The 21,854-nt window shown below is 66.9% G+C and carries 20 protein-coding genes and 1 pseudogene; 11 read left to right on the top strand and 10 right to left on the bottom strand.

The window, feature by feature from the left end:
• The first annotated feature begins 112 nt into the window (after positions 1 to 112).
• Positions 113 to 1,018: a LysR family transcriptional regulator gene (locus SB786_RS25645; protein ID WP_410729935.1), complete on the top strand. Its 906-nt coding sequence runs from the start codon at positions 113 to 115 to the stop codon at positions 1,016 to 1,018.
• 93 nt (positions 1,019 to 1,111) lie between these two features.
• Here SB786_RS25645 and SB786_RS25640 read toward each other — a convergent pair whose 3' ends face one another.
• From SB786_RS25640 to SB786_RS25625, 4 genes are all read right to left on the bottom strand, one after another.
• On the bottom strand, positions 1,112 to 2,092 hold the full coding sequence (locus SB786_RS25640) for a sulfonate ABC transporter substrate-binding protein (protein ID WP_410729934.1): 981 nt from the start codon (positions 2,090 to 2,092) through the stop codon (positions 1,112 to 1,114).
• Positions 2,093 to 2,216: 124 nt separating this feature from the next.
• Complete coding sequence (locus SB786_RS25635; protein WP_410729933.1) at positions 2,217 to 3,065, bottom strand: MerR family transcriptional regulator; 849 nt, start codon at positions 3,063 to 3,065, stop codon at positions 2,217 to 2,219.
• A gap of 9 nt (positions 3,066 to 3,074) precedes the next feature.
• Positions 3,075 to 3,635: a GNAT family N-acetyltransferase gene (locus SB786_RS25630; protein ID WP_410729932.1), complete on the bottom strand. Its 561-nt coding sequence runs from the start codon at positions 3,633 to 3,635 to the stop codon at positions 3,075 to 3,077.
• 101 nt (positions 3,636 to 3,736) lie between these two features.
• The gene (locus tag SB786_RS25625; protein WP_410729991.1) at positions 3,737 to 4,669 is read right to left on the bottom strand and encodes a LysR family transcriptional regulator; all 933 of its coding nucleotides are present in this window, start codon (positions 4,667 to 4,669) and stop codon (positions 3,737 to 3,739) included.
• Between the two features lie 125 nt (positions 4,670 to 4,794).
• Here SB786_RS25625 and SB786_RS25620 point away from each other — a divergent pair, with 125 nt between their 5' ends.
• Positions 4,795 to 5,793 carry a quinone oxidoreductase family protein gene (locus SB786_RS25620; RefSeq protein ID WP_410729931.1) on the top strand — a complete coding sequence of 333 codons (999 nt, stop codon included), beginning with the start codon at positions 4,795 to 4,797 and terminating at the stop codon, positions 5,791 to 5,793.
• A 93-nt stretch (positions 5,794 to 5,886) separates the two neighbouring features.
• Here the strand turns inward: SB786_RS25620 and SB786_RS25615 are convergent, their stop codons facing one another.
• Positions 5,887 to 7,398, bottom strand: a complete 1,512-nt coding sequence (locus tag SB786_RS25615) for an MDR family MFS transporter (protein WP_410729930.1) — start codon at positions 7,396 to 7,398, stop codon at positions 5,887 to 5,889.
• Between the two features lie 228 nt (positions 7,399 to 7,626).
• Here SB786_RS25615 and SB786_RS25610 point away from each other — a divergent pair, with 228 nt between their 5' ends.
• On the top strand, positions 7,627 to 9,186 hold the full coding sequence (locus SB786_RS25610) for a methyl-accepting chemotaxis protein (RefSeq protein ID WP_410729929.1): 1,560 nt from the start codon (positions 7,627 to 7,629) through the stop codon (positions 9,184 to 9,186).
• An 84-nt stretch (positions 9,187 to 9,270) separates the two neighbouring features.
• On the opposite strand, the gene SB786_RS25605 is transcribed toward SB786_RS25610, so the two are convergent.
• Together SB786_RS25605 and SB786_RS25600 are read right to left on the bottom strand one after the other, a co-directional pair.
• Complete coding sequence (locus tag SB786_RS25605; RefSeq protein WP_410729928.1) at positions 9,271 to 10,938, bottom strand: ATP-binding domain-containing protein; 1,668 nt, start codon at positions 10,936 to 10,938, stop codon at positions 9,271 to 9,273.
• Positions 10,939 to 11,057: 119 nt separating this feature from the next.
• The gene (locus SB786_RS25600; protein ID WP_410729927.1) at positions 11,058 to 11,912 is read right to left on the bottom strand and encodes a helix-turn-helix domain-containing protein; all 855 of its coding nucleotides are present in this window, start codon (positions 11,910 to 11,912) and stop codon (positions 11,058 to 11,060) included.
• 527 nt (positions 11,913 to 12,439) lie between these two features.
• On the opposite strand from SB786_RS25600, the gene SB786_RS25595 reads away from it, so the two are divergent.
• Positions 12,440 to 12,649 (top strand): hypothetical protein, encoded by a 210-nt coding sequence (locus SB786_RS25595; RefSeq protein WP_166726218.1) that lies wholly within the window; start codon positions 12,440 to 12,442, stop codon positions 12,647 to 12,649.
• Between the two features lie 165 nt (positions 12,650 to 12,814).
• A complete protein-coding gene (locus tag SB786_RS25590) occupies positions 12,815 to 13,090 on the top strand; it encodes a hypothetical protein (protein ID WP_410729926.1) in 276 nt (91 codons plus the stop codon).
• A 113-nt stretch (positions 13,091 to 13,203) separates the two neighbouring features.
• On the opposite strand, the gene SB786_RS25585 is transcribed toward SB786_RS25590, so the two are convergent.
• Complete coding sequence (locus SB786_RS25585) at positions 13,204 to 13,851, bottom strand: hypothetical protein (protein WP_334042149.1); 648 nt, start codon at positions 13,849 to 13,851, stop codon at positions 13,204 to 13,206.
• A 243-nt stretch (positions 13,852 to 14,094) separates the two neighbouring features.
• On the opposite strand from SB786_RS25585, the gene SB786_RS25580 reads away from it, so the two are divergent.
• From SB786_RS25580 to SB786_RS25565, 4 genes are all read left to right on the top strand, one after another.
• The gene (locus tag SB786_RS25580; protein ID WP_410729925.1) at positions 14,095 to 15,429 is read left to right on the top strand and encodes an NAD(P)/FAD-dependent oxidoreductase; all 1,335 of its coding nucleotides are present in this window, start codon (positions 14,095 to 14,097) and stop codon (positions 15,427 to 15,429) included.
• 121 nt (positions 15,430 to 15,550) lie between these two features.
• Positions 15,551 to 16,645, top strand: a complete 1,095-nt coding sequence (locus SB786_RS25575) for a potassium channel family protein (RefSeq protein WP_410729924.1) — start codon at positions 15,551 to 15,553, stop codon at positions 16,643 to 16,645.
• Between the two features lie 184 nt (positions 16,646 to 16,829).
• Positions 16,830 to 18,308 carry a diguanylate cyclase gene (locus SB786_RS25570; RefSeq protein ID WP_410729923.1) on the top strand — a complete coding sequence of 493 codons (1,479 nt, stop codon included), beginning with the start codon at positions 16,830 to 16,832 and terminating at the stop codon, positions 18,306 to 18,308.
• A gap of 209 nt (positions 18,309 to 18,517) precedes the next feature.
• Positions 18,518 to 18,850 carry a cupin domain-containing protein gene (locus tag SB786_RS25565; protein ID WP_410729922.1) on the top strand — a complete coding sequence of 111 codons (333 nt, stop codon included), beginning with the start codon at positions 18,518 to 18,520 and terminating at the stop codon, positions 18,848 to 18,850.
• Between the two features lie 45 nt (positions 18,851 to 18,895).
• Here the strand turns inward: SB786_RS25565 and SB786_RS25560 are convergent, their stop codons facing one another.
• The gene (locus SB786_RS25560; protein WP_410729921.1) at positions 18,896 to 19,876 is read right to left on the bottom strand and encodes a GNAT family N-acetyltransferase; all 981 of its coding nucleotides are present in this window, start codon (positions 19,874 to 19,876) and stop codon (positions 18,896 to 18,898) included.
• Between the two features lie 144 nt (positions 19,877 to 20,020).
• On the bottom strand, positions 20,021 to 20,779 hold the full coding sequence (locus tag SB786_RS25555) for an SDR family oxidoreductase (protein ID WP_410729920.1): 759 nt from the start codon (positions 20,777 to 20,779) through the stop codon (positions 20,021 to 20,023).
• A 117-nt stretch (positions 20,780 to 20,896) separates the two neighbouring features.
• Between SB786_RS25555 and SB786_RS25550 the strand changes: the two are divergent.
• Positions 20,897 to 21,340, top strand: a pseudogene (locus SB786_RS25550) (carbamoyltransferase C-terminal domain-containing protein); the annotation flags it as partial.
• Positions 21,341 to 21,350: 10 nt separating this feature from the next.
• A complete protein-coding gene (locus SB786_RS25545; protein WP_410729919.1) occupies positions 21,351 to 21,782 on the top strand; it encodes an MFS transporter in 432 nt (143 codons plus the stop codon).
• Positions 21,783 to 21,854: the final 72 nt, after the last annotated feature.

Below are 21,854 nucleotides of genomic sequence, written 5' to 3'. Positions count from 1 at the left end.
TCCCTTTCGTTCAGGTTGTCGTCGGGCGACGACATGGGAAAGCACTCTACTGAGTCGCAACCGGGTTATAAATGATGACCGATTGAACGTGCTGTTACTTCCAGGGTGAACAATGCAAAACCTCGACGCGCTCCTGATCTTTGCCCGTGTCGCCGAAATGACGAGCTTCACGCGGGCGGCCGAAAGCCTCGGCATCCAGAAAGGACGTGTGTCGATGGTGATCCGCAAGCTCGAGCGCGACGTGGGGGTTGCGCTCCTGCACCGGACCACAAGGAGCGTGCAGCTCACCGAAGACGGCCGCGCGTTCTATTCCCGCGCCCGCGACCTGCTGGCAGAAGTGCAGGAATTGCAGTCGATGTTCTCGGGTAACGGCACACGCCTGCGCGGAAGGTTGCGCGTCGACATGCCGACCGAACTGGCACGCAGCGTCGTGGTTCCGGCCCTGCCGCAACTGATGGCCGCGCATCCCGAGCTCGAGCTGGAACTGTCGAGCACCGATCGGCGCGTCGATCTCGTCCAGGAAGGATTCGATTGTGTGATCCGGCTGGGGCCGATCACCGACGACACGCTGATTGCCCGACCGCTGGGCAAGCTGCGCATGACGAATGCGGCGAGCCCGAGCTATCTGGCACGGTACGGCATACCGCACACGCTCGACGATCTGCGCAGCCAGGGGCACCGGATGGTCCACTACACGCTGACGCTCGGCGCCCGGCATCCCGGCTGGGAATATCCGAATGGCGATGGCTATGCGTCGCTGCCGTTGCCCAGCGCGATGCAGGTCAACAGCGTGCAGACCTATCACGCAGCCGGGCTTGCCGGCATCGGGTTGATCCAGGCGGGGTATTCGGCGCTCGCGCATCACCTCGAAAGCGGCGCGCTGGTCGAGGTTCTGCCCGACCTGCGTCCCGAGCCGCTCGCCGCGTCGCTGGTGGTGGCCCATCGGCGCAATCTGTCGCCGCGCGTGCGGGCGTTCATGGACTGGATCGAGGGCGTCCTGGCGCCCTATCTTGATTAGCCGCGAGGGCAGCGGCGGCGTTTCCCGCAAATTCGAGAAGACAAAAAGGCCGACGGGCAGGGCGTCCGTCGGCCGCGTTCGAGTGCGTTGGCGTTACTTCGCCGCGAGCGCGCTCGCCACGTTCGTGTCGATCCACGCATTCTCCGCGACGCTCAGCTTTTGCGGAATCAACTTCGCCGAATGGAACGCATCGGCAACCCGCTGCTGTGCCGCGATGATCCGGTCGTCGAGCGGCACCGCGCCGAACGGCACGCGCTTGATCCACGTCTCGACGAGCGGTTGCGGCAGGCCGACCTTCGGCGCGAGCAGCGCGGCCGTGTCGGCCGGATGCCCGTTGACCCACTGGCCCGTTTCGCGCGCCTGTTTCAGGATCGCGCCGACCACGTCCGGATGCTGCTGCGCGAAGTCGCGCGTCGCTTCGTAGAAGTTGTTGGTCGCCGCGAGCCCCGTGTAGTCGGACAGCGTGCGCACCTTCAGCGCATTCTGCGCGGCCGCATAGTACGGATCCCATACGACCCACGCGTCGACGTTGCCGCTCTCGAACGCGGCGCGCGCGTCGGCCGGCGCGAGATACACGGGCTGGATTTCGTCGTAGCGCACGCCGGCCTTCTGCAGCGCTTCGAGCAGCAGGTAGTTCGCGCTCGAGCCTTTCTGCAGCGCGACCTTCTTGCCGCGCAAGCCGGCGACCGAGCGGATCGGCGAATCGGCCTTCACGAACACGGCTTCGTTGTGCGGGGCCGGTGGCTCCGCGCCGACATAGACGAACCGCACGCCGGCCGCCTGCGCGAACACGGGCGGCGGCGCGCCCGTATAGCCGAAGTCGATGCTGTTCGCGTTCAGCGCTTCGAGCAGTTGCGGGCCAGCGGGGAATTCGAACCACTGCACGCCATAGCCGAGCGGCTTGAGCCGCGCTTCGAGCGAGCCTTGTGCCTTGATGATCGACAGCAGGCCGGCCTTCTGGTAGCCGACGCGCACGACCTTGTCGGCGCCGCCCTGCGCAAAGGTCGACGTGGCGGAGAGCGCGACGAGCGCGACGGCCGCGGTGCGGGTGATCCAGCGAGTGAAACGAGTCATCGAACGAACTCCATGCGAAACGTCTTCTGGCGAGCGGCCGGTGCCGCCCGGTTGGAAGAATCGTCGCATGGGCGATCGCGCCCGCAAACGAAGCATTGCCGATATGAATATGACGGCGGCGGCCCTATGCTTTGTCGCCGTCGCCTTGCGGATCGGACGGATCGGTCGCGCCGGATTGCCGCGCCGCCTCGTCACTGAGCTTCTTGTCGAGAATCGTCGCGACGCGCCCGCCGAGATAGGCGCTTGCCGCGTTCTCGAGCGCGCGGTTCGTCTCGCCTTCGACGAACACGGCCGCGAGCGGGCGCAGGCGCCAGATCGCATCGACGAGCGCGGGCACGTCGGTCACCGGCGGCAGCGAGCCTTCGTCGTAGCGGTCGAGCCGCTTCACGACGAGATCGACGAGCAGCCGCGCGATCGCGTCGAAGTGCGGCCGCGCGAGGCTGATCACGTCGAGCAGCTCGCGCGGCGGGATGCCTTCCTTCGTCATCGCGGCCGCTGCCTCGAGCAGCGCGGGGCTTTTCGCGACGAACGACAGGCCGTGCCGTTCGAGCAGCCCGAGTTCGGTCACGCGCGACAGTTGCGACGCCGTCTGCGGGCCGAACATCTGCGCGAGGGTGGCGAGCGAATAGGTTTTCGGCAGCTCGTGCGACCAGCGGCCGCCGATCGCGTTTTCCAGGCCGAGGATCGAGCGCAGGTCGTGACCTTCGTCGATCGCCTTGATCAGATCCTGGATGTTCGACAGCGTGTAGCCGCGTGCGAGCAGATGGTTGATCAGCTTCAGGCGGGCGACGTGCGTGTCGTCGTAGATGCCGACGCGCCCGCGCTTCTCGGGCGGCGCGAGCAGCCCGCGATCCTGGTACGCACGAACGTTGCGCACGGTCGTGTCGGACACGCGCGCGAGTTCGTCGACCGTGTACTCGTTGCGGGAATTCGCGGCGGCCTCGTCCGGCAGGGTGGGAGTCTGTTTTGACATGCGGCCATTCTAGCGCGACGCGACAGGCTCGGGCGAGGCGGGGAGCGTGCGTGCGCCGTCGCCGAGCGCGCGCTGCATCAGCGCGGTATCGATCCAGCGGCCGTGCTTGAAACCCACCGCCTTCAGCACGCCCGCCGGCTCGAAACCGAATGCGCGGTGCAGCGACGTCGAGCCGCCGGTGCCGCCGTCGGCGATCACCGCGATCATCTGTCGCCACGGGCCGGTCTCGCACCGCGCGATCAGCGCCGCCAGCAGCGCGCGGCCGATGCCGCGGCCGCGCTGCGCGTCGTCGATGTAGATCGAGTCCTCGATCGTGTGGCGGTATGCGCTGCGCGGGCGATACGGCGTCGCATACGCGTAGCCGGCGATGCGGCCGTCACATTCCGCGACGAGATAGGGCAACCCGTGACCCAGCACCGCGTCGCGGCGCGCGCGCAGTTCGTCGACGCCGGGCGGCGTCTCCTCGAACGACGCGACGCTGTGGCGCACGTGGTGCGCATAGATCGAATGAATGGCGGCGAGATCGGTATCGGTCGCGTCGCGGACGACGCAGGCGGCAGCAGCGGGCATGGTGGCGGAGCGGGCGGATGAAACCGCTACTATGCCGGCCGCCGGGCGGTGCGGTAAAGGCATCGGCTGCGTCGTGCACCTTGCATGCCGGGCGTACAGGTCTACAGGTGGCCGTCCGCGGCGCGCACCGCGTCGGCGATCGCGTCCGCGACGCGCTGCACGCGCGGCGAGCGCCGCACGTCCGGGTGGACGACGAGCCAGATCTCGCGCTCGACATCGCAACGAGGCGCCGACATCAGTTCGACGAGCGCCGCGGTGGCCGGCAGCGACGGATCGGCCGAGGCCGGCGTGCCCGCGTCCGTGCCCGCGTCCGCGTCCGTGTCCATTACCGGTGCGTCGACGAGAAAGCGCGGCAGCAACGCGATCCCCGCGCCGGCCACGCACGCACGATGCAGCGCGGCCAGATCGTTGGCGATGAATGCGAAGCGGCGGCCGGCCGCGAAGCGTTCGAGCCACTGCTGTTGCGGCATCTGCGCGAGTGCGTCGTCGTAGCCGAGGAATGCCCAGGTGTCGGGCGGCTCGGCGGCCCGCTCGGGCGACGCGCACAGCGCGAAGCGCATCGTGCCGAGCCGGCGCGCGGCCAGCCCCGGCTCGCGCGGTCGCGACAGGCGCACCGCGAGGTCGGCTTCGCGTGCGTACAGGTTGGCCGCGTGCATCTCGCCCATCAGGTCGATCCGCAGCGCGGGCCACGCGCGTTGCGCGCGGGCGAGCCGCGGCGCGAGGAAGTGGCTCGCGAATACCGGCGACGCCGACACGCGCACGACGCCGTCGAGCGCCGCCGCGCCCTGCGCGGCGCGCGCGAACGCATGCACGTCGGCTTCGACGCGGGCCGCATGCTCGGCGAGATGCAGCCCTTCGTCGGTGGGCGGCCAGCCGCGCGGCAGCCGGTCGAACAGTCGGATGCCGAGCGCGGATTCCAGCGCGTCGATGCGCCGAGCGACCGTCGAATGCTGGACCTGCAGCGCCCTCGCGGCGGCCGACAGGCTGCCGCCGTGCATCACCGCAAGGAAATAGCGGAGGTCGTCCCAGTTCAGCGGCAGCGGAGATACCGGCGTCGGATCGGTCGAATTTTGCACAGTTGATGGGCGCATAACGGGAATTCCGCTCGATTATGCACGATGGGATGATCGTGTCACTTCATTCGATTGCGAGGAACGTCATGACCCAAGTTGTCACCGCCACCCGGATCGGGATCGATCGCTACGGCGACGCCGGCGTGCTGCGCCGCGTCGATGCGCCCGTTGGGCCGCCCGGCGCCGGCGAGGTGCGGATTCGCCAGACCGCCGTCGGCGTGAATTTCGTTGACATCTATTTCAGGACCGGCGCGCATCCGTTGCCGGCGCTGCCGGACGCGCTCGGCGTCGAGGCGGCCGGGGTCGTCGACGCGGTCGGCCCCGGCGTGACGGCGCTCGTCCCGGGCCAGCGCGTCGCGTACGCGGGGCTGCCGACCGGCAGCTACGCGAGCCTGCGCACGCTGCCCGCCGAGCGCGTGGTGCCCGTGCCCGACGGTGTGAGCGACGACGCGGCCGCGGCCGGGCTGCTGAAAGGGATCACCGTCTACATGTTGCTGCACCGTGTCCGGCAGATCGGCGCCGGCGACACCGTGCTCGTGCACGCGGCGGCCGGCGGCGTCGGGTTGCTGGCGACGCAGTGGGCGCGCGCGCTCGGCGCGCGGGTGATCGGTACGGTCGGCTCGGCCGCGAAGGCCGCACTGGTGCGCGCGCATGGAGCGGAGGCGGTGGTCGACTATCGCGAGGAGGATTTCGTCGCGGCGGCCCGCGCGTTCGGCGGCGGCGCGGGCGTCGACTATGCGATCGACGGGATCGGCGGCGACGTGCTGACGCGGACGCTCGGCGTGGTCCGGCCGTTCGGGATGGTCGCGAGCATCGGGCAGGTTGCCGCGATCGGCGCGCGGCAGACGATTGATCTCGACGAACTGGGCCCGGCCCGCTCGATCGCGCTGGCGCGGCCGAGCGTGCTCGGCTTCATTGCGCGTGACGTCGCGGGGTATCGGGAAGCGGCGCGCGCGACGCTCGAGCGGCTCGCGCACGGGATGCACGTGGAGATCGGCGCGCGGCTGCCGCTCGAACGGGCGGCCGACGCGCATCGGTTGCTGGAGTCGCGTCAGACGACGGGCGCGGTGGTGCTGGTGCCGTGACGGCGATGCGTGCGGCGACCGAAAGTCGTGACGAGAGTCGCGTCGCGGTGGCGATCGGCCGGCGGGCGGCGGTGCCACGCCGCCGCCCGTCGATCAGTGATGCGTGCGCAGCGGCGCGCTTTCGACGAACCACGCGAGCACGAAGGCGATCGCGATCACGCCCGCCGCCGACAGATACACCACATGCAGCGACCCGGCAAACGCGTGCAGGTACGCCGCGCGCACCGCCTCCGGCAACTGATGGACGGCCGCCGGGCCGAGCGCGGGCGGCAGCTCCGTGCCGGCCGGCAGCGCCTGCGCGATGCGCGCCTGGAGCCCGTGCGAGAACAGCGCGCCGAACGCGGCGACGCCGAGCGAGCCGCCGATCGAGCGGAACAGCGTCGCGCCCGATGTTGCGACACCCATGTGCCGGAATTCGACCGTGTTCTGCACGGCGAGCGTCAGCACCGGCATCACCATGCCGAGCCCGATCCCGAGCAGCGCCATGTATGCGTACATGGTGTGCAGCGGCGTGTCGAGCGACAGCGTCGACAGCAGCGCCATCGCGATGCCGCCAATCAGCGTCCCCGCGATCGGAAATGGGCGATACGTGCCGAATCGCGAGATCAGCCGGCCGCTCGCGATCGACATCGCGAGCATCCCGCCCATCATCGGCAGCAGCTGCATCCCGGCCTGCGACGGCGTCGAGCCCTTCACGACCTGCAGATAGAGCGGAATGAACGTGACCGAGCCGAACAGCGCGATGCCGACGACGAAGCCGATCAGGCTCATCAGCACGAAGGTGCGCTGGCGAAACAGTTCGAGCGGCATGATCGGCTCGGCCGCGCTCCGCTCCTCGTAGACGAAGCCGCCGAGCGCGACCAGCCCGAGCACGAGTGTCATCCACAGCTGCGGCGACGACCACGGCAGCAGCGAACCGCCTTCGCTGGTGAACAGGATCACGCAGGTGAGGGCGGTGGCGAGGAACGCGGCGCCCATGTAGTCGATCCGGTGCTTTACGTGCGCGGTGTGCGGCCGGAACGCGATGCCGATCACCGCGAGCGCGAGCGCGCCGAGCGGCAGGTTGATCGTGAAGATCCAATGCCACGACAGGTGTTCGACCAGGAAGCCGCCGAGCAGCGGCCCGACGATCGTCGCGAGGCCATACACGCCGCCGAACATCCCCTGGTAGCGCGCACGGCGGTTGGGCGGCACGAGATCACCGATCGCGGCCATCGTCACGACCATCAGCCCGCCGCCGCCGAACCCTTGCAGCGCACGCAGCACGATCAGCTGCGTCATGTCCTGCGCGATGCCGCACAGCGCGGAGCCGGCGAGAAACAGCACGATCGCGGCCTGCAGCACGATCTTGCGGCCGTACAGGTCGCCGAGCTTGCCGTACAGCGGCAGCACGACCGTCGACGACAGCAGGTACGCGGTGACGACCCACGACAGTTGGTCGAGGCCGCCGAGCTCGCCGACGATCGTCGGCAGCGCGGTCGACACGATCGTCTGGTCGAGCGCGGACAGCAGCATGACGAGCAGCAGCGCGGCGATCACCAGCCCGGTCGGCGTGTCGCGGCGGGCCGCTTCGGCGGATGGAGCAAGGAGGGTATCGGTTCTCATCGAGATATCTGCCATGGCAGGGAATTGACTGGAATATAGAGATTATTGATTGACTAGTCAATTTCTGCCGGGGCTCAATTTGTTCCACCGGTAACAGGAGATTGCAGCCGCGAAATTTGATCGCGATCACCCCGAACGAGGGACGGACTCAAGTTTTTTGCAGGGAAACCGTAATCCAGAGTGCCGCGCGCCCATTGCCGCGGCATCTTTCATCGCTCACGTGCCGTCATGAACCTGAACGCCCTGTTTTCCCGTTTCTCGATCCGTACGCGGATTTTTTCCACGCTCGGCCTCGTCGCCGTGCTGCTCGTCGTGTCGGGCCTGATCGGCCTCACCGGCATGCAGAGCTCGAATCGTGCGCTCGACGAGGCCTATACGCGCCAACTGGCCGCGAAGACCGCGCTGTCCGCCGCCAGTCTGAACCTGACGATCGTGCGTACCACGCTCGACCGCGCGCTGCTGCATCCGGAGGCGCCGGACGTGCCGGATCTCGTCAAGAAGGCCGACAGCTATCTCGCGAAGGCCGACGCCGCGTGGCGCACCTACGCGGGCATGCCGCACGACGGCGACGAAGGTCCGCTCGCGACGCGGCTCGACGCCGCGCGCCAGGCGCTGATCGGGCAGGCGTTGAAGCCGTTGATCGACGCGATTCGCGCGGGACGTCGCGACGACGCCGACCGGCTGCTGATGACGGTCGCGCCGCCGCTGTCGGTCGCGCTCACGCAGGCGACCGATGCGCTCGATGCGTACCAGGCCGCACGCGGCAAGGAGATCTACGACACCGCCCAGACCTATTACGGCTGGATGCGCGCGGGCGCGCTCGCCGGCATTGCGTTCGGGCTCGCCGCGTGTTTCGGCTGCGCGGTCGGCCTGCATTTCGCGATCACGCAACCGGTGAACCGGCTGCTGTCGCATTTCCGTCGCTTGTCGGAAGGCGACCTGACGTCGGAAGTGCGCTGGGCGTCGCGCGACGAGATGGCCGAACTGGTCAAGGGCGTGACGGGCATGCAGCGCAGCCTCGCCGATACGGTGCGCCAGGTCAGCCAGGGTTCCGAAGCGATCTCGACCGCGACGCACCAGATCGCGGCCGGCAACACCGACTTGTCGCAGCGCACCGAGGAGCAGGCATCCGCGCTGCAGGAGACGGCCGCGAGCATGGAACAGCTGACGGCGACCGTGAAGCAGAACGCCGATCACGCGGTCGAGGCGCAGGCCTGCGCGGACACCGCGAGCGAGATCGCGACGCGCGGCGCGACCGTCGTCGGCGAAGTGATCGGCACGATGAACGAGATCGACCAGAGTTCGCAGAAGGTGGCCGACATCATCGGCACGATCGAGGGCATCGCGTTCCAGACCAACATCCTCGCGCTGAATGCGGCGGTCGAAGCCGCGCGCGCGGGCGAGCAGGGCCGTGGCTTCGCGGTGGTCGCGGGCGAAGTGCGCACGCTGGCGCAGCGCTCGGCGTCCGCCGCGAAGGAAATCCGCACGCTGATCGGCGAGTCGGTCGAGCGTGTCGCGACGGGTTCGCGACTGGTCGGCGTGGCTGGTGCGACGATGCAGGATATCCAGCAGGCGATCGGCCGCGTGACGGGCATCATGACCGAGATCGCGGCCGCGTCGAACGAGCAGCGTGACGGGATCGAGCAGGTGAACCGCGCGGTGTCGCAGATGGACCAGGTGTCACAGCAGAACGCGGCGCTGGTCGAGCAGGCGGCCGCCGCGGCTGCGTCGCTCGAGGAGCAGGCCGAGGGGTTGCGGCGGGCGGTGGGGGCGTTTCGGGTGGCATGACGCGCGGAGCCGCGGGTAGGGCGGTCAGTTCAACGTCATGCCCGCCACCCGCGACCCGCCGCGTCAACCCCGCGTCAACCCGCGTCAACCGCCCGTGAGCTGCGCGGCCGAGCGCGCCGACGCGACGAGCAGCAGCTTCATCGTCGCGCGCGTCGCGCCGACGAACAGCTTGCGGGCCGCACGCGCATCGAGCGTGTCGAAGTCGATCTCGGTGAGGATCACGCACGGTGCGGATTGCCCCTTGAAGCGGTAGATCGAATCGAGCAGCACGTCGCCTTCGCGATATTCAGGGTTGCCGAACAGATCGTACTTGCCGGTGAAGCGCTTGACGCGGTGCGGGCCGAGCTGGTCGAGCGGCGCGAGCACCGAGCTTTCGCGGCCGCGATACGACAACACCGCGATGTCCTGCTTGCGAAAGCCGAGCGACAGCGCGTGCGTGATCGCGCGCTTGGTCGCGTCGATGCATGCTTCGGCGAGCGCGTCGCCCGATGCGCCGTCGTCACCGTATGACGACACCGACGGATCGGAACCGTCGAACGGGCTGCCCGAGCGCAGTTCGGCCGCGAGCGGCTCGACGCGGCCGACGATCTCGCGCACGAATTCGAGCAGGTCGCGCGGGCTGCGGTAGTTCGTCAGCGCCTTCAGCGTGACCCAGCCGGGCAGCGCGACAGGCTCGCGCAGATAAAGATTCTGCAGCGGATCTTCCAGCCACCACCAGGCGCCATCCGGCGCGAGCAGGCGCTCCAGTGCCGTCGCCCACGGCGCGTGGAAATCCTGTCCTTCGTCGACGATCAGCACGTCGAAGCGCCAGCGTTCCGGAATCGGCGCTTCCGCAAAGCGCGCCTCGAGCCGTTCGAACGCCCCCGGCACGTCGAAGTCGGGCGTATAGCCGCCGTCGCGGGCCACCCAGTCGCACAGTTGATGGTAGTTCGCGATCTTTGCGCCGGGCGGCGCGATGCGGGCGATGTAGTCGGCGAGCGGCCGGTTGAAACAGACGTAGAGCACGCGCTTGCCGGCCGCGACCGCGTCGCGCATCGCCTGCACCGCGAGCTGCGTCTTGCCCGAACCCGCGGTGCCCGTCACGCGCAAGCGGAACGGCGTGAAATCGAGCTGCCGCGCCCACGCGGCGAGCCCGCCCGACAGCCGCGTGACGAGCGTGCCGGCCTGCCCGACGAGCGCACTCGTGTCAGGCGTGAGCGCCAGCTCGTCCGCGAGGAAATGATGCAGCTTCGCCGCGTTCGGCAATGTTTCGTCGTGCTCGGGCAGGATCTGCAGAATCACCTGCGCAAGCTGCGTCTTGCGCGACGCGTCGACGATGCGATCGGCCGCGACGCCGGCGATCGCCGTCTCCCGGATCGAGTAGTCGGGGCAGTACAGCAGCGCCTCGACGCCGTAGACGCCCGCGCCGAGCGCGGCGGTCAGCCGCCGGTGCAGCGTCTCCTGCGTGCGCGCGAGCTGGATCGGGACGTTGCGCTCCTTCTGCAGGTAGACCTTCACGAGCCCCTTCGGCGTTTCGCGCAGGAAGCCGGCCTTCTGCTCGATCAGCAGCACGCGGCCGGCCGGGCTCACGACGACGAACGCCGCTTCGCCGAACACCGAGAAGCCTTGTTCGGCGCGCGTCCAGTGCACGCCGTGATAGACGGTGTAGGTGTCCGGCAGCGCGTGTTCGAGGGCGGCAAGCGTCTCGCGCTCGCGTTCGGCCGCGCCGGTGGCGGCGAGGCTTTTCCAGTCGTCGGGAATGAGGCGGGCCATGAAGGGGCGGCGGATGCCGGTCGTGAACAGGTCCGGCTATTGTACTGAGGAACCTGTTCGCGACCGCTGCGCCGCGCGGGCGCGGGCCATGCGAGGGCAGGCGGCGCGGCGGGCGGGCGTTACCCGCGTGCGAGCCGTTTTGCGAGATCGGCGCTGAGAATCGCCATGCGCGCGGGTTTTTCGTAGCAGACGACGTCGAACGCGCGGATCACTTCGCTGATGTCCGCTTCGCTCGCGCGGCCGGTGAGCAGGTCGCCCGTCAGCACGAAGATCGGCGCGCCCGGATTGTCCGACGTGCGCACCGCCTTGATCGCGGTGGCCGCCGTGCTGCCGTCGAACAGCCATTCGGTGACGACTGCGTCGAACGCCTGGCCCTGCAGCGCATCGACGAACGGCGCGAGGCCGTCGAACGCGGCCGTCGCGAAGCCCTGCCGTTCGAGATAGCGGCACAGCTCGGTCGCGCTGACGCAATCGGGATCGATCACCGCGACGACCAGCTTGTCGCTCTCCGCGCGGCGCGGATAGATCTCGATCTTGTGCACGTCGTATGCGTTCTGGTACAGCACGCCCGTGTGGCGCAGCACGCGCCAGCGCCCGTTCTGTTCATAGGCGACGAACTCGGGGCGCGCGCCGGCTTCGAGCGGCGCACCGATCCATGCGGTGCACGGAATTTCGGCGACGCCGGCGTACAGGACGGCCTCTTGCGAATAGGCGCCGACCATGCCGGGGTCGAGCGTTTGCGCGCCGAACAGTTGAGCGGCGGGCTCGCCATAGGCTTCGGCGACTTTCTTGATTTGCGCGAGCGTCCAGGGGCTGCTGCCGCGCAATTTGCGGTGACCCTGCGAAAAGCTCAGGTCGAGGATGCGGCACAGCTCGGTGGTCTGCTGGCGCTTGCCGATGCCATTGCGGGTCATCAACTCGCGCACGCGCTCGGCAACCGCGAGGGAATCCGTGGTGATTGCTTCAGTGGTCATGCTACGGGAACGGATTGTGACGTTCAGAACGACGCCTTGCGGCAGTCTCGGCGGACAGTCTTGACGACGTCCAGTGGCGAGCCGACCGGCCACGCGCGGAAAAGATAACTTTACCGCAAAACGACGGCCATTCCATGTCGCGAAAGGTGCGTTTCTGTGAAAGGTGTGTCACGACGTTACGGCGGCCGGCGGCGTGCACCGCGCGCCAGTGGCCCGTTCGCAACCGTCGGGCGCGGATTGCGCGGTGCCGGGACACGATTCCTCGCAACGCGGAACGTAATCACGCCGCGCGGCCGGCGGGATGCACCAGGGCAGGGCGCATTCGCAGTCCGGAGCGCGGCATCGTGCCGTTTTCCGGCACAAATATTTACATCAAACGGCACGTCCCGGTCGGGCGGAACCGCATCTTATACGCGGATCGTTTGATGGTTTAGTCTAATGAACCCGCTGCGGCCACCTTCACGAGGGGCATGAACGCGGGCGGGCGCCATGCTACGATTTCGCCGTCTCAAAAAAGCGTTGATGCGATGCAGAAGAAATTTGTGATGCGCGGGTACGAGATGAACTGCGAACCGCGCGTGACGGAGGACGGCAAGTACGCCGCCCAGGTCGAGGTCACGAAGCTGGGTTTCAGCCGCGAGGCGGCATTCCGCAAGCTGGGCGAATTCGATACCGAAGCCGAGGCCGTCGCCTATGCGAAAAAATTCTCCGAAGAGTGGCTGACCCGCTACGCGTAGCGCGACGTTTGCCCGTGCAAGACAGGTGGCGGCCTGGCCGGCGCGCGGCCGTCTTCAATTCATCTCTGACGGTTGTCAATATTCGGGGAAGTTTGGAGATTAATTCCCCACATTGTGAGGTATCGTTGGACGATCGATTGACGGCAACGCAATGGGAGACTGCGAATGAGCACGTTGTGCATGCAGACCGTCGTTCACGGTAAAACTGTGCGGGTCATGTTGTCGCTGGAGCGTCGCACCGCCAGGATCGACATCGTCGATGGCGAAGCGGACAGCCATCCGCCTCGCACGATGAGCATCGAACAGTACCTCAAGGCCGGTATGGCGGACGACGAAATCGCCCGGCATGTGCTGGAAGTCGTCGCGATGTCGCTCGAGCAGCTTGCTCGGCTGCAGCCGTTCGATCGCGCGACACGCGCACCAATGCGCTATTCATACTGATCACACCGATGCCCGCTGGTGCCGGGACCACCCCGACGCGAGCCGCGCATTCCGACCTTCCGTATCGATCGGGTTGCGATTCGCAACGGGCATTGCGGCAGAATGCGATCGACTCATGCCGGCATATACATGAACGGCTCGCCGTCCTCCCGCTCCACGGAAAGCAGCCGCTGGAGTTGATCGAGCGCGAACAACTGCTTTCCTTCCGCCGCCGCTTCGGCTATCGCGGCATCGACCAGTTTCCTCGCCCGCGCGAGAATCACGGATCGCTGACGCGCGATCTCGAGCACCATGCGTTGCTCGATGTTCTGACGGCTCGATTGCTTGTCGCTCAGGTGACGCCAGCGATCGCGAAGCTCGGCCCAGGTGACGCGCTGAAATTCCGGAATCGTGCGCGGGAGCGTGCCCGCTTCCGCGGGCTCGGGCTCGGCGCGCAATGCACAGCGCAGTGCTTCGCGGGCACGCCACTCGTCTGAAAACGGAGCATACACATCACGCGAGCGACCGATCGGATTCGCGCGCGCGATTTCCTTTTCGAGCAGGTAAGTCAGCCGCCGCAGCGCGGAGCCATGCGCGAGCATGCCCGGGTCGAGCACGCGGATCCGGCGCGATGCGTCGGCGACGTGAGCCTTCAGTTCCCACAGCGTCAGGCGAAGGTGCTGCACTTCGAGTATCAGGCGCTGTACGTCTGCATAGGTGCACTTCGTCCACCACCCGGTGAGATCGTTCAGCTTCGGGGGATCGAATGGGGGGAGGATCATTTCTGTTGCAGCGACACTGTATGGATATACAGTTTATCGCGCGGTAACATAGCGCCGTCAAGGCGAAAAAACGGGGACGGCCGGCGGGGGATAATGACCGCGGCTGCCGCGGCCGGCGGGCCGAACCGCTCATCGGCCTTCCCGCGCGTTCGCCAGCCACATCCCGAACCTGACAGCATGATCCGGTGCCCCCATCGCGAACGTCGATGGATGCGCCGGATGGATCGACGCCAACAGAGAACAATGACGACAACTTATCCGCTGCACGATGCATTGACGCACGCCGACACGGCGTTTCCGACCGAAGCCGACATCGTGATCGCCGGCGCCGGCATCATGGGCTGCGCGGCCGCGTACTACCTTGGCTTGCGCGGCCTGAAGGCCGTGGTGCTCGACAAGTCGCGCATCGCCGGCCAGCAATCGACTCGCGCGTGGGGCTTCGTGCGGCAGCAGGGCCGCGAGTCGGCCGAAGTGCCGCTGATGATGGCCGGCATGCGAATCTGGGAAGGGCTCGAGCAGGCGCTCGGCTTCGACCTCGAGTGGCGGCAGGGCGGTTGCCTCTATATGGCGGACAACCAAGACGACTGGGCGTCGTTCCAGGCGTGGCTCGCCGTCGCGCGCGAGCACGGGCTCGACACGCGCACGCTCACGCGCGCGGAAATCGACGAGCGCGTGCGCGGCCTGTCGACGCACGCGCGCACGCTCGGCGGGCTGTATACCGCGACCGACGGGCAGGCCGAGCCGCGCCGCGTGGCTGCCGCGTTCGCGGCGCGCGCAACCGAAGCCGGCGCGCGTTTCTTCGAAGGCTGCGGCGTGACGGCGATCGAGACGGCCGGCGGCGCGATCGTCGGCGTCGTGACGGAACGCGGCACGATCCGCACCCGGCGCGTGATCTGCGCGGCGGGCGCGACCAGCTTCCGGCTGCTCGACGGCGTCGGCATCCGGCTGCCGCAGCAGGCCGTGCGCGGCACCTGCATGCGGACCAACGTGCTGCCCGACGTGTCCGCGTCGACGATCTGGGGGCACGGCCTCGGCATTCGGCAACGCAGGAACGGCGCGATCAATCTCGCCGACGACATGCAGGTCGACGTCGACCTGACGCTCGGCCATTTGCGCGGCTTGAGCCTGTTCTGGCCGCAGTTCTGGTCGCAGCGCGAGAAATTTCGGCTGCATCTGAATGCGGCGGCGTGGCGCGATGCCTGCGCGCGCATCGGCGGCGCGGCCGGCCCGACCGAGCCGCGTGACCCGCAGCCGCAGCCGAATCGCGCGCATGCGCCGCGCGCGCTCGCGAAGCTCAAGGCGATCTTTCCCGCGCTGAAGGATGCGCAGATCGTCGAGGCATGGGGTGGCCTGATCGACGTGCTGCCCGACGGGATTCCGGTGATCGACGCGCCCGGCACGCCGTCCGGGCTCGCGATCGCCACCGGCTTCTGCGGGCACGGCTTCGCGATGGGGCCGATCGTCGGGCGGCTGCTGGCCGAATGGGTCGATACGGGCGAGCCGTCGCTCGATCTGTCGGCGTTCCGTGCCCGGCGTTTCGTCGACGGAACGATGGTCCGGCCGCGCAGCATGCTGTAGCGGCCGGCCAGCGGGGAGCGGAGGGCCGGTTGCGGACGGCCGGTAGCGGAGGGCCGCTTACGGACGCGCCCGCGTGTTCCCGTCGTAGAATCGAGCCCGCATCCTTCAGGAGAATCCCCCGTTGGCAACGCCTTCCGCCAAACGTCGCTCGTTGCGCTCACGCCTGCGTCGTACCCGTGATCCGTGGCAGGCGCCGCGTGCACGCACGCTGTTCACGCGCCCCGCGTCGTCACCGCACCACACGCTGCTGTTCCGTCTCGGCGCGGTCGTGGCGCTGTGCATGCTCGCGTTTCTCGTGCTGTATCTCGATCGCGACGGCCTGCGCGATTCGACCAAGAGCACGCCGATGAACGTCGCCGATCTCGTGTACTTCACGATGGTCACGGTCGCGACGGTCGGCTATGGCGACATCGTGCCGGTCACCGCGCGCGCGCGTCTGATCGACGCGTTCTTCATCGTGCCGATCCGCATCGGCATCTGGTTCATCTTTCTGGGCACGGCGTATCAGTTCGTGATCCAGCGCGTCATCGAGGAATTCCGCATGAAACGCCTGGAGAAGCAGCTGTCCGATCACATCGTCGTGTGCGGCTACGGCCTGTCGGGGTCGATCGCCGTGCGCGAGCTGCTCGAGAGCGGCGTCGATCCGTCGACGATCATCGTGATCGATGCGCAGCAGCAGGCGCTCGAGGCCGCGACATCGCTTGGCGTGACCGGGCTGCTCGGCGATCCCGCGCATGAAGACCTGCTCCAGCAGGCGCAGGTGCGGGCGGCGAAGGCCGTGATCATCTCGGTGACCGACGATCCGACCGCGATCCTGCTGACGCTGTCGGTGCGCAGCATCGCGCCCGAGACGAAGATCGTCGTGCGGATCCAGGAGAACCTGTATCAGCGGCAGTTGCGGCAGGCGGGCGCGGACGTGATCGTGTCGTCGACGAAGATCGGCGCGCTGCTGCTCGCCGATGCAGTGCATAGCCGCTACATCGTGCCGTTCGTGAACGACATGCTGTCGACGCGCGGACGGGCGACGCTGGTCGAGCGCGAGGCGTTGCCGCACGAGATCGGCTGCATGACGAACGTCGTGCCGGGCGCGATCGTCGTCGGGCTCGATCGCTGCGGGAAGATTCATTCGTTCTACGAGGATCCGCCATGCCGGATCGAGACGGGCGATACGCTGGTCGTGATTCAGTCGGCCCGGATTCCGGATCCGGATGCGTGACGGTTGAGCGCGAAACGACCCGGCACTGACGCACTGACGCACTGACGCACTGACGCACTGACGCACCGACGCCGACGCCGCGCCGTGTTCGGTGCATCCCCCGCTTGCCATGCCGCTGCGCCTTTTTTAGTATGAAGTAATCATGTGGTGCGCCCGCGCACACGCTTGATCATCGAGGAGACACATGCAATCCAGGTCGGCGGCGCCCTATACCATCGTCGTGGTCGGTATCGTGATCGCCTGCGCGCTGATGGGTCTGTGCGTGCTGCAGCTGTTCCAGAGCCGCAACGACGCGCGGGAGCGGGCGAGCGAAACCTCCCGCAATCTCGGTCTCATCGCCGAGCGCGACATCGAACGCAACTTCGAACTCTACGACCTTTCGCTGCAGGCGGTCATCAACGGCCTCAAACGTTCCGACGTGATGAATGCGCCCGCGAGCCTGCGGCGCTCGGTGCTGTTCGACAATGCGATGACGGCGGAATTTCTCGGCTCGATGCTGGTACTCGATGCCGCCGGCAACATCGTGCTGGATTCGGCCAACGACGTGCCGCGCCGCGGCAATTTCGCCGACCGCAAATACTTCACCGTCCATCGTGACAATCCGAATGCCGGACTCTTTATCAGCGACCCGTTCACGTCGCGCCTGCGTGGCGGGGCGCCCAGCATCGGGCTTACGCGGCGCATCTCGAACCCGGACGGCTCGTTCGGCGGCGTCGTGCTCATCGCGGTCAACCTCGAGTATTTCCATAATCTGTTTGCCGGCCTGTCGCTGGGGCAGCACGGTTCGATCTCGCTGATCGGCAGCGACGGCGTCATGGTGATGCGTCAGCCGTACGACGCCCACACGATCGGCCGCGATATCAGCCACGCCGCGACCTTCAAGCGGTTTCAGACCGCGCGGGAGGGCGTGTTCCCGGAAACCTCATCGCTCGACGGGGTGCGCCGGCTCTACTACTTCAGGCACCTGCCGAAGCTGCCGCTGATGATCATGGTCGCCGAAGCGGAAGAGGACATTTATGCGGCGTGGCGGCACCGGGCCGCGACGATCGGTGGGTTGGTGGCGACGTTCGGCGCCGCCTTCATCGCGGTGTCCGTCATGCTCGGCACGCAACTGCGGCGGCGGATGCGCGCCGAGTCGGAACTCGTGTTGCTCGCCCGCACCGATGGTCTCACCGGGCTGAACAATCGCCGCAGCTTCGGCGAAGTGCTGGATCGCGAATGGCGTCGCGCGCGGCGAGCGCGATCGGTTTTCTCGTTGTTGTTCGTCGATGTCGATCGCTTCAAGGCCTATAACGACACCTACGGCCACCAGGCGGGAGACGACGCACTGGCCGCGGTTGCGCGCTGCATCGGCGAGAACATCCGCCGGCCCGCCGATACCGCGGCCCGCTACGGCGGGGAGGAATTCGTCGTGCTGCTCCCCGATACGCCCGAGACGGGCGCCGCCCAGATCGCCGAGCGAATTCGCGCGGCGATCGACGAACTGGCGCTCGAGCACGCCGGCAGCGAACATGGGCACGTCACCGCCAGTATCGGCCTCGCGAGCTGGACGCCCGAGGAGGACGAAGAGGCCGGCAGCGTGATCAAGGCCGCCGACGAGGCGCTGTACTACGCGAAGGCGGCGGGCCGGAACAAGGTCGCCGCGTTTCAGCCGCCGGCGTGACGCGTCGCAGCATTGCAGCGTTGCTGCAACCGACGGGCGCCCATCATCCGATCGTGCGTCATGAACCGACGGCGCGCGATATCGATGACGACGCGGCCGCCTGAGTGTCGGCCTTGCCGGGCCCGCAAACGAGTTCGCCGCAACGACGGCCGCCGCGCTACAGTGGACGTCAACCGCCGTCGAACGACGCGCGACGCGAGGGTCCAACCATGCAACTTCAAACCGGCAACCTGTTCAGCACCGAAGCGGCGCGCGGCGACGACGAACGGATCGATATACTCGTCGCGGGGCCGCGCCTGAACGTCGAGCGCATCGTGTCGATGGGGCACGCGAGTCCGGACGGGTTCTGGTATGACGATCCCCGTGCCGAATGGGTCGTGCTGCTGTCAGGCGCGGCCGTGCTCGAATTCGAGGCGGACGCCACGCTGCACGACATGCGCCCCGGCGATTACGTGCTGATCGAACCGCATTGCCGGCATCGCGTCGCGTGGACGCATCCGGAAGAACCGTCGGTCTGGCTCGCGATCTATCACGATCGATGAATCGTGCGGCGGCTTGTCCGCTTAGCCGCTTAGCCGCTTAGCCGCTTAGCGGCTTGGCCGGCATCGGCTGAAGCGCTGCTCGATGACGTGGGTTCCCCATTGCGCACCCTCCGATTCGCTGGTCAGCGTAAAGCCGAACGATTCGTACAAGTGACGTGCCGAATCCAGGCCCTTGAACGTCCACAGGTAGGTCTCGCCGAACTGCTGCTCGTCGACGAAATGCATTGCGCGCGTCATCAGTTGCCGCCCGATACCGGCGCCGCGCAATGCGTCGTCGACGATGAACCATCGCAGATGTGCGATTCCGGTGGCCTTGTTCCCGTCAATTGCGACTGAGGCGCGCGCGCGGCCGTTTTCGACATGGAGCCACAGAGCCTTGCCTGCGGCTGGCAGCGTGCCGGCAAATTCCGCGAGTTCGGTCGCCACTTTTTTCTCGAAGAATGCGCCAAATCCCCAGTGTTCCGAATAGAACCGCGCGTGAAGGCTGGCTACGTCGCCGATACAGCCGGGTTGGTAGCCGTCGACAATGTGCCCGGCGTCTGGATTGGGTGCGGGTGGTGCGTCGGCGCCGTTGTCTTGCGCGAGCGCATCGCTATACAGCGCGAGCGCGCGGACGAGGGTTTGCTGGTCCGCCGGAACCATCCGGCGTAACGCATTCGACACCTGACGCGTCGCAAACTGGTCGATCTTCTTGCGCAGTTTTTGCCCGTCGGCAGTCAGATACAACTCGGTCGCGCGCGCATCGTCCGGTGAGATGCGGCGCGTCACGAAGCCGGCCGTTTCGAGCCGGGAAAGCTGCCTGCTCGTATTCGATTTGTCCAGACGCAACATGCTGCCCAGCTCCTTTGCGCTGATGCCGGGCGCCATTCCTATTTCGAGAACGGCGTGAACCGCAGATGGCGCCAGATCGCTATCGGCCAATGTCGCGCGCATGAAACCCAGTTCGCGAACCAGCTTGCGGGAAAAATCGCGCAGCTCGAGGATCGTCGTGTCGCGAGGCTTCGCCGGAATATCGATGAGGTCCATGATCAGTCCGCAAAAAAGTTGCGAGTCGCAAGCAATATTAGTTGCGGATCGCAACTTGTCAAGGACGATTTATGTTTTGCTGGAGCGCCGGGAAGCGGACCGGCCGCGCAGGCCGGCGTGCCGAAGCAGCTCGCGGCGACCGACTTATCCGCGACCCACGAACGGCATCGTGGTCGCCATGATTGTCATGTTCAGGATGTTCGTATCCAGCGGAAGGCTTGCCATCTGAACCACCGCGTTCGCGACATGCGTGACGTCCATGCGCGCCTCGGGCGCCATGCGTCCGTCGGCCTGCAGCACGCCGTCCGTCATCCGGTCGGTGAGCGACGTCGCCGCGTTGCCGATGTCGATCTGACTGCACGCGATGTTGTACGCACGCCCGTCGAGCGCGAGCGACTTGGTGATGCCGGCCACCGCATGCTTGGTGGCCGTGTACGCGATCGTGTTCGGGCGCGGCGTATAGGCGGAGATCGAGCCGTTGTTGATGATCCGGCCACCCTGCGGGGTTTGCGCCTTCATCAGGCGCCACGCTGCCCGCGCGCACAGGAAGACGCCCGTCAGGTTCGTCGCGACGACGTCGTTCCACACGTCGAATTCGTATTCGTCGAGCGGAACGGCCGGCGCGTTGCGGCCGGCGTTGTTGAAGAGGACATCCAGCCGGCCGAAGTCGCGCGCGATCCGCGAGAACGCGTGTTCGACCGACGCTTCGTCGGTGACGTCGGCCGGAAACGCATGAGCGTCGCCATGGCCGGCGGCGATGGTCTCTTTCGTTTCACGCAACGATGCTTCGTTGCGTCCGATCAGCGCGACGGTAAATCCGGCGTTCGCGAGTGCGATGGCCGCGGCACGACCGATGCCGGATCCCGCGCCCGTGACGGCGGCGAACTTCTTCGTGGCAGACATGGCTTGATTCCCTGCGGGTTGGGGTGAGGAAAGAGGCGACATCGTGCGCCGGGTGAAGCGCCATCGTACCGCGCACCACGGGTTTCGCCGCTCGCGACGTTGGTGGATCGCAAGGCGCCGCTCCTGATTGGCGGTGGATGTGGTTTAAATTGCGACTGGAATCGCCAATGGATCGACAGCGGACTCTTTAGCGACGTGTTTGTTCCTCCATGCCCGAATGATGTCGGATCCGCCATCGGTACGGCGATCGACGCACAGTTTTTGCTGACGGGCTGCGCCAAGATCGCACGAGTGAAGGGCGATTCATTGAAGGCAGTCACCCACGTCGATGGTTCGAGCAGGCCCCAGACCGTGAATTCACGCCAGAATCCGAAAGTCCACGCGTTGCTCAAGGCGTTTGAAGCGGTCTCCGGTGTCGGCGTGTTATGCAACACGTCGCTGAATTTCAATGGAGCCGGTTTCATCAATCGGACGAGTGATCTAGCGCGATATGCGAGGGAGGCGGGACTGGATGGTTTCGTCGCGCGGGACAAGCTGTATATGAAGCTCAATCCTCATTAAGGGCGGTGCGATGCAATCGACGATTGCTTTATTTTCGGTTCGCGGATATCGATCGTTCTTTCTTGGGCGGGTCGCCAACTCCATTGCCATTTGGGTTGATTTCACGCTGATTTTTTCTCTGTTGTCGTTCAGCTATCACGCCACTCCGGGAACGCTCGGGCTGGCCGCAGCGTTGTACGGATTGCCGGGGCTCTTGGCCGGCCCGTTCATCGGCGCGCTGGCAGATAGAAAGTCCCCGGCGCTGATCATGCTTTCGAGTGCGATGGCCCGCTTCATCACCTCGCTGGGGCTGGCGTTCGCGCCGAATGAGACGATGTTCATCGCGTGGGTTCTGCTCAAGGGTGTGAGCAATCTCGGCACTGTTCCGGCGGAACAGATCGTGATACGGCGTCTGCTGTCTGATGATCAGATTGTGTCGACCGTCACGCTTACATCGATCTGAGGTTCCCTCGGTTTTTCGCCTTCCAACGGTCCCGAGTTATGCCGCGGCGTCCTTGGTCTGCTGAGCGTTGAT

The organism is Burkholderia sp. SIMBA_062, from assembly GCF_046534765.1.
GTDB lineage: Bacteria > Pseudomonadota > Gammaproteobacteria > Burkholderiales > Burkholderiaceae > Burkholderia > Burkholderia ambifaria.
Note: the sequence above shows the minus strand (reverse complement) of the source record. Positions and strands in the feature narration are given on the sequence as shown.